The organism is Synechococcus sp. CBW1002, assembly GCF_015840915.1.
Lineage (GTDB): Bacteria > Cyanobacteriota > Cyanobacteriia > PCC-6307 > Cyanobiaceae > CBW1002.
This window is the reverse complement of sequence record NZ_CP060398.1, coordinates 964,359-976,588: the sequence shown is the minus strand read 5'-3', so window position 1 is coordinate 976,588 and position 12,230 is coordinate 964,359. Positions and strand designations below refer to the sequence as shown.

At 65.0% G+C, this 12,230-nt stretch carries 13 protein-coding genes, 1 tRNA gene and 1 other RNA gene; 5 read left to right on the top strand and 10 right to left on the bottom strand.

The annotated features are described in order from the left end of the window. The first annotated feature begins 25 nt into the window (after positions 1-25). Complete coding sequence (locus tag H8F24_RS04635) at positions 26-379, top strand: hypothetical protein (protein WP_370594797.1); 354 nt, start codon at positions 26-28, stop codon at positions 377-379. A 20-nt stretch (positions 380-399) separates the two neighbouring features. On the opposite strand, the gene H8F24_RS04630 is transcribed toward H8F24_RS04635, so the two are convergent. Continuing rightward, entirely contained in the window at positions 400-933 is a 534-nt protein-coding gene (locus H8F24_RS04630) for an isoprenylcysteine carboxylmethyltransferase family protein (RefSeq protein ID WP_197171169.1), read from the bottom strand. 33 nt (positions 934-966) lie between these two features. After that, positions 967-2,304, bottom strand: a complete 1,338-nt coding sequence (locus tag H8F24_RS04625) for a cation:proton antiporter (protein WP_197171167.1) — start codon at positions 2,302-2,304, stop codon at positions 967-969. Positions 2,305-2,485: 181 nt separating this feature from the next. Between H8F24_RS04625 and H8F24_RS04620 the strand changes: the two genes are divergently transcribed. Then, positions 2,486-5,008: a glycogen/starch/alpha-glucan phosphorylase gene (locus H8F24_RS04620; RefSeq protein ID WP_197171165.1), complete on the top strand. Its 2,523-nt coding sequence runs from the start codon at positions 2,486-2,488 to the stop codon at positions 5,006-5,008. A 29-nt stretch (positions 5,009-5,037) separates the two neighbouring features. Here the strand turns inward: H8F24_RS04620 and H8F24_RS04615 are convergent, their stop codons facing one another. Together H8F24_RS04615 and H8F24_RS04610 are read right to left on the bottom strand one after the other, a co-directional pair. Continuing rightward, positions 5,038-5,502, bottom strand: a complete 465-nt coding sequence (locus tag H8F24_RS04615) for a hypothetical protein (protein WP_197158072.1) — start codon at positions 5,500-5,502, stop codon at positions 5,038-5,040. Between the two features lie 76 nt (positions 5,503-5,578). Next, positions 5,579-5,917, bottom strand: a complete 339-nt coding sequence (locus tag H8F24_RS04610) for a hypothetical protein (protein WP_197158074.1) — start codon at positions 5,915-5,917, stop codon at positions 5,579-5,581. A 214-nt stretch (positions 5,918-6,131) separates the two neighbouring features. On the opposite strand from H8F24_RS04610, the gene H8F24_RS04605 reads away from it, so the two are divergent. After that, positions 6,132-6,644, top strand: coding sequence for a hypothetical protein (locus H8F24_RS04605; protein ID WP_197158075.1), 513 nt, complete (start codon positions 6,132-6,134; stop codon positions 6,642-6,644). Between the two features lie 395 nt (positions 6,645-7,039). Here the strand turns inward: H8F24_RS04605 and fetB are convergent, their stop codons facing one another. The 3 genes from fetB to H8F24_RS04590 all read right to left on the bottom strand — a co-directional run bounded on the left by fetB (position 7,040) and on the right by H8F24_RS04590 (position 9,551). Further along, complete coding sequence (gene fetB, locus H8F24_RS04600) at positions 7,040-7,858, bottom strand: iron export ABC transporter permease subunit FetB (protein ID WP_197158077.1); 819 nt, start codon at positions 7,856-7,858, stop codon at positions 7,040-7,042. Beyond that, positions 7,855-8,508, bottom strand: a complete 654-nt coding sequence (locus H8F24_RS04595) for an ATP-binding cassette domain-containing protein (RefSeq protein ID WP_197158079.1) — start codon at positions 8,506-8,508, stop codon at positions 7,855-7,857. The genes fetB and H8F24_RS04595 overlap by 4 nt, the downstream gene beginning before the upstream one ends. A gap of 68 nt (positions 8,509-8,576) precedes the next feature. Further along, entirely contained in the window at positions 8,577-9,551 is a 975-nt protein-coding gene (locus H8F24_RS04590; RefSeq protein ID WP_197171164.1) for a hypothetical protein, read from the bottom strand. Positions 9,552-9,665: 114 nt separating this feature from the next. On the opposite strand from H8F24_RS04590, the gene H8F24_RS04585 reads away from it, so the two are divergent. Then, on the top strand, positions 9,666-9,872 hold the full coding sequence (locus H8F24_RS04585) for a hypothetical protein (RefSeq protein WP_197171162.1): 207 nt from the start codon (positions 9,666-9,668) through the stop codon (positions 9,870-9,872). Here H8F24_RS04585 and H8F24_RS04580 read toward each other — a convergent pair. The 3 genes from H8F24_RS04580 to H8F24_RS04570 all read right to left on the bottom strand — a co-directional run bounded on the left by H8F24_RS04580 (position 9,847) and on the right by H8F24_RS04570 (position 11,720). Beyond that, the gene (locus H8F24_RS04580) at positions 9,847-10,539 is read right to left on the bottom strand and encodes a hypothetical protein (RefSeq protein WP_197171160.1); all 693 of its coding nucleotides are present in this window, start codon (positions 10,537-10,539) and stop codon (positions 9,847-9,849) included. The genes H8F24_RS04585 and H8F24_RS04580 overlap by 26 nt on opposite strands. A 204-nt stretch (positions 10,540-10,743) precedes the next feature. After that, positions 10,744-11,547 (bottom strand): prohibitin family protein, encoded by an 804-nt coding sequence (locus H8F24_RS04575; protein ID WP_197158085.1) that lies wholly within the window; start codon positions 11,545-11,547, stop codon positions 10,744-10,746. Positions 11,548-11,646: 99 nt separating this feature from the next. Beyond that, positions 11,647-11,720 (bottom strand) — tRNA-Arg (locus tag H8F24_RS04570). Between the two features lie 68 nt (positions 11,721-11,788). On the opposite strand from H8F24_RS04570, the gene rnpB reads away from it, so the two are divergent. Continuing rightward, positions 11,789-12,205, top strand: an RNA gene (gene rnpB, locus H8F24_RS04565) — RNase P RNA component class A. Positions 12,206-12,230 lie beyond the last annotated feature (25 nt).

Sequence of the window (12,230 nt, the reverse complement as noted above, 5' to 3'; positions counted from 1 at the left end):
TGTCTCTCCCCGGATTGCCTGCCCGTTGCACTCCTTCCTTGCGCCGATCCCCCTCGCCGCCGCGGTGTTCAGCCCAGGACTCGACTGGGGTGGCCTGCTGCCCGGCATCGCCCTCTGGGCCCTGGCCCTCTATCTTCCGCTCAGCCGGCCCCTGGCCCGGTTGGAGCAGGCCCTGGCTGAGGGTCCCCTGGGCGAGATGGCGCAACAGGTTCTGCTCGCCCTCAGCAGCCTGCTCCTGGCCCTGGCGGTGGGCCTGCTCACGGAACTGGGGCTGGGCTGGGCACTGGGACCCAGCTGGGCCACGAGCCTCGGTCTGATGGGCGTGCTCGCCGGCCTGTTCTGGACCCTGGCCAGCCGTCGCGATGAACCCAGATCCTGAGCTGAGGGCGAAGGCCGGGATCAGCGCCAGTCCAGCCAGGCCAGATGCGGCACGATCGCTGCGGTCGAGGCGCGGTAAGCGGCGTAATCCGGATGGATGCCGAGAAGCTGACGCTCCTCTCGGCGGGCCTTGCCGCCCAGCACGGCGACGAGACCAAGCAGCAGGGCCAGATGTAACAGGCTGCCCAGGGCCACGGTCACGCCGAGGGAACAGAGCAACACGGCCTGATACATCGGATGGCGGCAGCGGGCGTAGGCGCCGCTGATCATCAGGGCGGCGCCGGGGATGGGATCAGGCAGGGGGCTGAGGCTGGATCCCAGCCACCAGAAGGCCTGGGCCGCCAGGGCCAGGCCCAGCACGAACAGGGCCCAGCCCAGCAGTTCCACAGGCCAGGGCCAGACCCATCCGAAACGTGCCAGCGGGGGCCAGGCCGGCAGAGCATGGGCGGCTATCAGGATCAGCTGAGCCACCAGCCACCACTCACCGCGGCGGTTATCGAGCAAGCCGCCCCAACTGAGGCCCCAGTTCCGCACGACCGGCTGCTTCTCAACCATGGGACCAGGACCGAGCTTCTGCTCGCTTGGGATTCAGGCTGGCTGCTCAGCCGGTTCTGGTTTGCCGGCGAGCACAAAGCGCAGCAGGATCGGAGCCAGGAAGGTGGTGCCGATCACCATCAACAGGATGGCTGCATCGAGGGCGGGAGTGAGCAAACCGGCCTGAGTACCGAGCCCCAGGAAGATCAGACCGACCTCTCCACGGGGCATCATGCCGATGCCCACCACCAGGCGATTGGTCTTCTCCTTGCTGAAGTAGCTCCAGCCGGAGGCCAACTTGCCAATGATCGCCACCGTGAGCAGGAAAGCTGCCACGATCAGGCCCTCGCGATTGTCAGGATTCATCGGGTTGAGCACAGAAAGATCCATGCCCGTGCCGATCAGCACAAAGAAGATGGTGGCGAACAGGGCCACCAGCGGCTTCACCGTTTCCTGGATGGCATGGGTGTGCTTGGAGCTGCTCAGGATCAGGCCGGCCGCGAACGCTCCAAGAGCTGCTTCCAGGCCGATCGCCTGGGCCGCGAAGCACGAGAGGGAGAGCACCACAAAGGAGGCCACCACCACTTCTCCAGGGGCCTTGAGCTGATCCAGCACCCAGTCGAACAGCGGAGCAGCGGTGCGGCTGAGGAACAGGGCCGCTGCCACGAACACACCAGCGGCCACCACAAGCTTGAGGATCGGGCCGATCGAGAGGGTGCCGCCACCGGCCACGGCCACCACCACCGCCAGGATGACGATGCCGAGGATGTCGTCCAGGACGGCGGCGCCGATCACCGTCTGCCCCTCGCGGGTCTTGAGGTACTTGAGTTCGCCGAACACACTGGCGGTGATGCCGATGCTGGTGGCGGTCATGGCCGCGCCGGCGAAGACCGCCGGGATCAACGGGACATGGAAGAAGTAGAGCAGGCCAGCAGTGCCGAGGGCGAAAGGCAACACAACGCCGGTCACAGCCACCGTGGTGGCCTGCATCCCCACAGCCACGAGTTCATCAAGCTCGCTTTCCAGGCCGGTGAGGAAGAGCAGGGCATAGAGACCGATCTGGGAGACGGCCGCGAGATTGGGGAAGGTCTCCGCGTAGATCTCCCGCACCTGCTCGGGGCTCACCTCAGCCAGAGAGCTGAGCAGGTTCACGCCGAAATTTCCCAGCTGCGCGTGGGTTTCGGGAGGCACGATCAGGTGCAGACCCGACACACCGATCAGCACACCGGCAACCAGCTCGCCAAGAATCGTGGGCAATTGCAGCCGCACCATCAGCTCGGCCAGGGCTCTGGCGGCCACAAAGATCACCAGGAAACGGCCGACGGCGATCAAGGTTTCCGCCACCTCCATCTGGTGGTTGCCGATCTCGATCAGCAGCGGTGGGAAAGGCATGGAAGGACTGAAGTGGCGCGACGTTAAGTCGAATACCGAGGGATGTGGGTTTGCGGATCTCTACCGGACCATCAGGGCTGGCTATGGCAGTCATCGCTACCGTCGAACCGGTTGACCTGTGTCAGGTCCTGTGGACCTCGGCCATGCCCGCCACCCGGTCGTCCTTCCCCGGCAGCCCCCCATGACCGAGCACCAGCCCCTCACTCTGCGCCTGCCGACCCCGGGCTGTTACGCCGATCCCGATCGCAGCGGCCTCACCGCTGACGACGTGTTCGACGGCATGACCGAGCACCTCTTCTACACGCTCGGCAAGCTCGCCCCCTCGGCCAGCCGCCATGACCTCTACATGGCCCTGAGCTACGCGGTGCGCGACCGGCTGATGACCCGCTACCTGGCCGGCATCGAGGCGATCGTCGCCAGTCCCGCCCGGGTGGTGGCCTATCTCTCCGCCGAGTTCCTGGTGGGCCCCCAGCTCGGCAACAACCTGCTGATGCTCGGCATCCGGGAGGAAGCCGCCGAGGCCCTGCGTCGCTTCGGCATCAACGACTTCGAAGACATCCTGGAGGTGGAGGAGGAGCCAGGCCTCGGCAACGGTGGCCTCGGCCGCCTGGCGGCCTGCTTCCTCGAATCGCTCGCCTCCCTGGAGATTCCCGCCACCGGCTACGGCATTCGCTACGAATTCGGCATCTTCGACCAGCTCATCCGAGATGGCTGGCAGGTCGAAATCACCGACAAATGGCTCAAGGGCGGCTGGCCCTGGGAGATTCCCCATCCCGATCAGGCCTGCTTCGTCGGTTTCGGTGGCCACACCGAGAACTACCGCGACACCAACGGCTGCCTCCGGGTCCGCTGGGTGCCCGAGGAAACCGCGATCGGCGTCCCCCACGATGTTCCCGTTCTGGGTTATCGCGTCAACACCTGCGATCGCCTGCGTCTCTGGCGCGCCGAAGCCACTGAGACCTTCGATTTCTACGCTTTCAACATCGGCGACTATTACGGGGCCGTGGAGGAGAAGGTCGGTTCAGAGAATCTCTCCAAGGTGCTCTATCCCAACGACGGCACCGACGAGGGCCGCCGTCTTCGCTTGAAACAGCAGCACTTCTTTGTTAGCTGCTCCCTGCAGGACATGCTGCGCTCCCTTGAGGTCCGCGCCATTCCTATCCAGGAGTTTCCCTCCCACTGGGCCGTGCAGCTCAATGACACCCATCCCGCCATCGCCGTGGCGGAGCTGATGCGCCTGCTGCTGGATGAGAAGCATCTCGAGTGGGAAGAGGCCTGGCGCATCACCAGCCAGTCGTTGTCCTATACCAACCACACCCTCTTGCCGGAGGCCCTGGAGAAATGGGGCATTGAACTGTTTGGTTCGCTTCTGCCCCGCCACCTTCAACTGATCTACGAGATCAACCGCCGCTTCATTCAGCAGGTGCGCCTGCGCTATCCCGGCGACAATGAAATCCTTCGCCGAGTTTCGATCATCGACGAGGATGGTCCCAAGGCCGTGCGCATGGCCCATCTCGCCACGGTGGCCTCCCACCACGTCAATGGCGTGGCAAAGTTGCACAGCAGTCTGGTGAAGACCCAGCTGTTCCCGGATTTCGCTGCCCTCTGGCCCGAGAAGTTCACCAATGTCACCAATGGCGTCACCCCACGACGCTGGGTGGCGCTCTCCAATCCCCTGCTCTCGGGTCTGATCACCGAGGCGATTGGCGAAGGCTGGATCCGTGACTTCAGCCGTATTCAGGAGCTCGAGGCCTTTTCGGGCGACGCCGGCTTCCTGGAGCGCTGGGGTGCAACCAAGCTGGCGGTGAAACATCACCTGGCTAATTATATTCACCGCCACACAGGAGTGCTGGTGGATCCAGCCTCTATGTTCGACGTGCAGGTGAAGCGAATTCATGAGTACAAGCGCCAGCATCTCAATGCTCTGCAGGTGATTGCTCTGTATCTGCGCATCAAGAACGGCACCGCTGGGGGCGAGGCTCCGCGCACTGTCATCTTCGGTGGCAAGGCGGCGCCGGGCTACTACATGGCGAAGCTGATCATCCGCTTCCTCAGCGCCATTGCTGAGACTGTGAATGCCGATCCCGACATGCAGGGACGTCTGCGGGTGATCTTCCTGCCCAATTACAATGTTAAGCTTGGCGAAAAGGTCTATCCAGCCGCTGATCTTTCCGAGCAGATCTCCACCGCTGGCAAGGAAGCTTCTGGTACTGGCAATATGAAATTCGCCATGAATGGTGCCCTGACGATCGGCACCTTGGATGGCGCCAATGTGGAAATTCGCGAGCGTGTTGGGGCTGCAAACTTCTTCCTTTTCGGCAAGACCACCGAGGACCTGGCCGATCTTCATGAACGTGGCTACCGCCCCTGGGAGCTGGTGAACGACATTGCCGAACTGCCTGAAGTTCTGCGTCTCGTGGAGCAGGGGCACTTCAGCAGCGGTGACACCGACCTGTTCCGCCCCTTGCTGCAGAATCTCACCGGTCGCGATCCTTTCTTCGTGCTCGCCGACTTTGACGCTTACCTCAAGGCCCAGGCTGCGGTGAGCCAGGCTTGGTCCGATCCAGGCGGCTGGAACCGCATGGCCCTGCTCAATGTGGCCCGTAGCGGCTATTTCTCTTCGGATCGCTCTGTTGATGAATATGCCGAAAAGATCTGGAAAGCGCAGCCTTTTCCAGTCAGAATCAGCTGTGAACTGGACTGAACGCCTGGAGCCAAGCAGAATCCTGTCGCTCAGCCCCGGTGGTCGGGCAGGTCGGGGGTCTGATGAAGCAAACGATTCAGCCGCAGCCGATCGGCATTGAGCGGGTCTGGAGCCAGCTCACCGGCCAGTTCGCGGAACTTGCGCTCCACCTCCTCAGGTACGCGCACATCAAAGATGCGCTCCATGAGGGCCTCAATCGAGAACAGATGGGCATTGATGTTCTCCAGATCAGCCATGGCCTGCTGGATGGCTTCGTTTTCGGCCACTGGTGCTGTGCCACCACCAGCCTCAACGGCCGGGGCCACAGGGGGCTCCAGATCGCCGTATTGCTTCTGAAGGTCTTCGAGCACCCGGCCCGCCAGGGTGCGGAACGACTGCAGGGCCGCCCAGTTCAGCTCCTGCTGCTGGCGCAGGGTTGGATTCTCGCGGATCAATCGGTCGTGTTCCCGATAGAAACGCTGGCAATCAGGGCATTGGCAGGGCTCGTCCGGCACCGCACTCCCCAGGTCTCATCAACGCCCATCATGGCACTGCACCGCCAAAGCGGACGAGTCCAGCCTGGAAGCAGGCTCAGGCCGAGGGCAGTTCCCCAGCACCCCAGTCCCCCAGGGGGCCGTCGTCGATCTCGAGATCGGCCATACCGGGCAGCGGAATCTCGATCGACGACACCACGTGGATCACGTCGCGCAGCCGCATTGAATCAGCGAACCAACCCATCGCCTGCTCCACATCACCGCGGCGCTCGGCATCAGTGGCCTGGTCTTCATGGGCCTCGGCCAGTAACGCCAGCCAGCAGAGGCAGCGAGCCTGCACGATCGAGAGATCCAGCTCGTCGGGTTGGGAAGCGGCGATCCTTTCGCTTTCCTGCTGTACGAGAAGGCGCAGGCGCAGGTCGTGGAGCTGGGTCATGGGTGCGACGCACGACTCAGAACACGCTAGCCCCGGTGCCAGGAAACATCCAGTGCGCTACCTGTAGTGGTTGCTACGACTGATGCAGGCAGCGCTGGTGGCGGCGCCACTGCCTCGAACTGAGTTCCTCTCGATGCGCTGCGCCAAGGGGTGGACCCGCTTCCGAACGCTGGCCGTCCTGGCGATCCTGAAGCTGGACTTGGGATACGCGTGAATGACCGGGCCAGAGCTTTCCCGCCCCCTGATGGCGGCCCTGGCCTGTGCCCTCGGCTGGCTGGGGTGGAGTGTGGTGATCGGGTGGATCGGGCACCGCCTGCCCCTGTCGCTGCTGCGCCAAGACAATCTTCTGACCCGGCCCCGCCCCTGGGGGGAAATGGCTGGAACGTACGAGAAGCGGCTGGGAATTCGGCACTGGAAAGGCTGGCTGCCTGATGCGGGCAACGCGTTTCCGGGGGGGGTTCGCAAGGCCAGCCTGGTGAGCCGCGATCCGCTTCGGCTGGAGCGCCTGATCGCCGAAACCCGCCGTGCCGAACTGGTGCACCTGAGCGTGTGGCCCTTCTGGCTGGCCACGCTGGGCTGGATGCCGCCCTGGGGGGTCCTGATCAATCTGCTGTTCGCTACCGCGTTCAACCTTCCCTGCATCTGGTTGCAGCGGTTCAATCGCCTGCGTCTTCAGAACGCCCTGGCGCATGTCGCTCGGACCTCTGAGAGCCCCTTCAGGCCTTAAAACGGAAGATCTCTGCACCATTGCATTGCCTGTCCAATGGCCTGATCAAGCTGTTCGATGACTCTGCGCCAGGCCGGCCTGTGCTGACACTCACCCATCAGGCTCCGCCCGCCGACCCAGGGAAGAACAGAGAGCATGGGCAGCCGGAAGATTGGCGGCGGCCCATTGACCCTCTGGGAAGGCATCGTGATGCACAAGATAGCCCCCCTGTTCGTTCCGAACAATCGAGCAGCGTTCGTACATCGCCACCAGAAAACCGCAGCTAGATCCCTCCGCTCCGCTCTGGTTCGTCGTGTTGCGAGCCATGGCGATCACAACCTTTTTGTCTACAATCGGACCGACAAACCAGGAGCTGGCACAGGCGGGTCATTTCTTCATGCCCACCGCCACGCTGATCAGGTGCGAGGGCGCAGGGATGAGAGGCGATCCAGACGCAGTTGATGGTCCTGGCTGGTGAGGCTGCGGTAGCCCAGCAAGACCACCCCGAACACCCCGAGCGCAGTGGCGGCGGAGATCATGAACAGGATGACGATCTGGTAGCGAACGGCGGCCGCAGGGGCCGCACCTTCCAGGATTTGACCTGTCATCATGCCGGGCAGGCTGACCAGGCCCATCACCATCATTGAATTGATCGTGGGGATCATGGCGATGCGAATCGCATCCCGCACCACCGCGTTGCATGCCTCCCAGCGGGTGCCACCCAGGGCCAGCCAGGCCTCCACCTGTTCCCGCTGGCTCAGCAGCCCCTCCATGAGGCGATCCAGGCCGAGGGAGATGCCGTTGAGGGTATTGCCCAGCACCATGCCCAGCAGAGGAATCAGGTACTGGGGCGTGAACCAGGGCTCAGGCTGGATGATCGCCACGATCGCCAGACCGGTGACCAGGGCCGAGGAGCCCATCACAGAAACTAGGCTGTTGCGATAGATCCCGGCGAAGCGCCGCCGTGTGCGCTGCACAGCCGAGATGCCGGCGATCAGGGCCATGACCAGAGCCAGCAACAGGATGGCCGGCGCATTGTCCTGGTGGAACAGCCACTCCAGCACCGATCCCACCAGGAGCAGCTGAACCACCATGCGGGTGGAGGCGATCAGCAGCGTGCGGCCCAGGCCCAGCCGTAGAAAGGCGGACAGGGCCACATTGACCAGGATCAGCAGGGTCGCCAGGGCGAGGCGGCCGTCGCTGATGCTGAGGGCTCCGGTGGTGATCGGCGTCATACGGTCAGATCCAGGCGGCGATTCCCGAAGCGGCGCAGCTGGTCGCCGTCGTGACTGGTGATCACGCAGGCCCGATCGCCCCCCTCCAGCCAGCCGGCCAGCAGGCTCTCCACCGCCTCCGTGGAGGCCGGATCCAGGGAGGCGGTGGGCTCATCGAGCAGAAGGATGTCGGGCTCGAGCTGCAAGGCACGCAGCAGATTGAGCAACTGTCCTTCACCTCCGGAGAGCCGCTCGGCGTCCAGGTCGAGAAAGGCCCTGTCACGTCCCAGGGTCTCCAACCAGCCCTCGAGGATGTCGGGCCGCCAGCGGCGTTGCTGATGGACGGCCAGCTGAAACACGGCCTGGAGGTTGTCTCGAACCGTGCCAGGGAACAGCACCGGCCGCTGGGCCAGATAGATCAGGCAAGATCGCCACACGGGCAGGCCCCAGGCAACAGGAGTGCGGCCCCGCAGCCAGAGCCTGCCCTGCTGCAGCGGATCCAGCAGGGCCAGGCTGCGCAGCAGCAGGGTCTTGCCGGCACCGGAAGGCGCCACCAGGGCCAGGCGATCACCGGGCTGCAGCTCCAGCTCCAGATCCCGCCAGAGCCAGCGTGAGCCCAGCTGGTGGAACAGCCCCTCTGCCCGCAAGAGCAAGGTGTCGTCCGTTCCCATGCCCCGTCCTGCTGGGTGGTGATGCGCCGGCCGCAACCCCTCGATGCTCGCGCCTGAGGATGGGTGGGTCACCCGTCCGTCCGCAGGGTTGCAGCCCCGCTGGAGCAGGCCACGATCGGGGCCGCGCGAACCGCCAGCATCACGCCCAGCAGGACCAGCCCCGTGCCCAGCAGCACCGGCGGGCCCAGCGGTTCCGCCAGCACCACCGCCGCACTGACGACTGAAACGGCAATGGTCAGGGATCCGACGATGGCCACGGTGGCCACGCTGAAGCGTTGGTAGCAGAGGCGCAGGCTCCACTCACTGCCCAGCACCACCGTGAGGGCATACAGCCCGATCACCCCCGCCACCCACCACAGCTGCAGATGCATGAAGTGCTCCGGGCCGTAGAGCACCAGACCGATTCCCAGAAAGATCGACGCCGCCAGCAACGACGGCAGACCGGTGGTGAGGCCGATGCCGAGGCCTTCCCGGCCCAGCTGCCTGGCCGTGACAGCACTGCAAGAAAAGCCTCCCACACCCACAATCCCCCAGGCCAGGCCCGACACCCGGCCCATCGCCATCGCTGCCCCGCTGCCCAGGGAGGCCAGGACCAGCCCAAGGGCGATCACTCCGGTGGTAAGCCAGAAGCGGCGGGGCAGCGGCTCGCCCAGCCACAGCACCGACAGCAGCGCCGAAGCCGGCAGCACCAAAGTGAACACCAGGGTCTTCTCGATCACCGCCAGGGCCTCGATGGCCATGTAGCTGCCGAGGGGCCCCACCAGGCTCCCAGCCAGCATGTCGAGACCGAGAAGCTGCCACTGGCGCCGCTCCAGCCGGGGCAACTGCTGGCGGAGAGTCTGGTGGTCGGCCACCACCAGACTGGTGCCCACCACCACCAGGGCGAAGAAGAACAGGTTGCAGGCACTGATCGTGTTGAGGCCATCCACCGGATGGCGGGCGCCTTGGATCTGCAGCGCCCGCACGATGGTGCTCTCGAGACCCTTCAGCACGACATAGGCCAGCAGTGCCACCATGGCGATGCGGTCCACAAGCAGCCCCAAGCATCGTGCCGGTGGCAGCAGCCAGCAACCGACTTCTCGGTAGCCTCACCGCCATCGCCCTGACCAGCTGGGATGGGGTGGCGGCGGTCATGGCGGCACATCGAATCCCGGCATGTGAGCTTCTATGAAAGTTCCGGCTTGCTGCTGGCGGCGGCGGCGGTGCAGGGCAACCAGACGCTTGCCCTGATCGTGGAGCTCAGCGGGGAAGGAGAAACCTGGTTGGATGTGCTGCGCTTTCAGCTGGAGCCAGGGTCTGACGGCCAGATCCTGGTGGATCGGACCTCCAGGACGCCGATCAAACGCCGGCGCTGCCGAAGCTGACACCGTCGCCGGCCTCATGGATCCCCGGCGCAGGCGCTGACCGGAGGGGCAGGGTCGGTGGGGTGGATTCAAGGCGCCAGAGCTGGCGATGGAGGCGGAGCAGCTCCTGTCCCACGATGGCCTTCACCCCCAGGGACTGGAACACCGGGTTGGTCGTGAGGATGGCCTGCACCGGTGCGGCTGGCCTCCGGCCGGTGAGGCTGGGCCCCTGAACCCGCGTCATGCTGGCCGGTTGCTCGCCGCAGAAGCCCGCTACACGCAGAGGCTGACTGGGTCCGAGGGCCGGCAGCACCGCTGCCAGCTCCGGCGAAACGAACAACCCTTCGGCGCCGGTGTCGGCCAGGGCCTCCACCATGCCGGCGCGACTGCCGGTGGCCAGGGACAGCAGCGGCACGCCGCGGTGCCAGCGGAGGGGGATCGTTGCCTCGCCTTCGGCCCCGGAACTCCTGGGCGACGCCTGATCATCTGAGGCCCGGTCCGCGGCTTGCAGGGCACGGCGGCCGAAGGCCATGACGCCGCCGAGGGGATCGATCCAGAGCGGCAACTGGCGCAGCTGCGGAGCCCCCAGCACGCCGTCCACGTCCGGCGGCAGGCCACCGACCGGCAGCACCAGAGCCTCGACGCCGCTGAGGCTGAGAAGTCCCCCTGCCTTGAGAGTCTGCGTCAACAGGTTCAGCGGCGGCAGGGACGTGCGCCGCGGCCTCAGAGTGTCGCAACCCTTGCCGGCACCGGCAAGGCCGAAGTCGGCTGGTGGGATGGGGGTGCTGGGCCACCGAGCCTGCCAGGATTCCGGGCTTCAGCGCAGGGCCCTGGAGCTGGATCAGGGCCGCAATCGCCCCCAGCAACGAGGCCAGGCCCGCCGCCGGCAGCATCACCGGCGGCCCTGCACGATCACTGGCGGGGTGCCGCCTGAGGCACCGGGCAGGGCCGGCACCACGGAGGTCTGCCCGTCCCACTTGTCGAGGAAGAGCTTGTAGAGCACCTGGTCATCCAGGCTCTTGTTGAGGATCTCGTAGCGGAGGGCCTCCTGCTCGGCGATCTTCACCTCGGTCTGGGAGCGCAGCAGCCGCTGATCCGCGATCTGCTTCTGCTCGATGGCGGCGCGGTATTCCTCGGCGATCTGCAGGCCGGTGAGATCCAGGCCCTGCACCGTCACGTAATCGAACTTCTTCAGTTCCTCCGCCACCTTGTCCTGTACCAGTTCGGAGATGCTGTTCCACTCGGTGGCGATCGTGACCAGCTCGTACTGGGAGAACACCGACTTGAGCGCCTTCAGCAGCGAGGGCTGAATCACCCGCGGGTAGATCTGCTGGTTGTCGGTGGCGATCGTTTCGAACACCCGGCCCGCTTCGCTGGGTCGGATCGCGTACTTCATCGTGGCCGTGGCCTCGATCACCTGCAGGTCTTTGGTCAGGGTGGAGAACTGCTCCGGTCTCACCTGGGTGCGCACATCAAAGAACGACGTGGCCTGAATCAGGGGAATCTTCAGGTTGGGGCCGGGTCGTCGCTCCCCGCCGGTCACCCGGCCCAGAGTCGTCACCACGGCCACGTTGCCGGCGGGAACGATGAAAATCGTCTGGCTCAGCAGGATCAGCAGGGCCACAATCCCCGCCACGACCAGCTGAAGTGCTGTGCCGAACCCATCACCACCGGCCGGTCGCATGGAACCTTGCATGAAGACCTTGATTGCCTGGGTGAACGCAAACCCTAGGCAGCCCGAGAGGGCGGTCCCGGCATGGCGGCAGCCCACAATCACGGCGGGCCAGGTCCTGGACGGGGCTGGCGGGACTCGAACCCACGACCTACGGTTTAGGAAACCGTCGCTCTATCCGGCTGAGCTACAGCCCCAGTGGGGTGACCTGGGAGCTCCATTATCGACATCGCCCCCTGACATGGCTGTGCCTACAGTCGCTGAAGAAAGCAGGCGAGGTGGTCGCGATCGGAGACGCTGTGCCTTTCGGGGTGCGGTGGCGTCCGGTTGAGGAAAGTCCGGGCTCCCCAATGGCCAGGCTTGCTGGGTAACGCCCAGTGCGGGTGACCGTGAGGAGAGTGCCACAGAAACACACCGCCGATGGCCGGTCACCGGGGCAACCCGACCCGTGCACAGGTAAGGGTGCAAAGGTGCGGTAAGAGCGCACCAGCAGCATCGAGAGGTGCTGGCTTGGTAAACCCCGGCTGGGAGCAAGGCCCAGGGACAACGGTTGGCCATGGCACCCGTCCCGCCCCCAATGCGCCGCTCGAGGCCGCCGGTAACGGCGGTCCCAGACAGATGATCACCCTCCTCGCCCCCGGGCGGTGGAGAACAGAACCCGGCTTATGTCCTGCTTTCTGCCCTTTTCAACACTTTCCTCCAGGTCC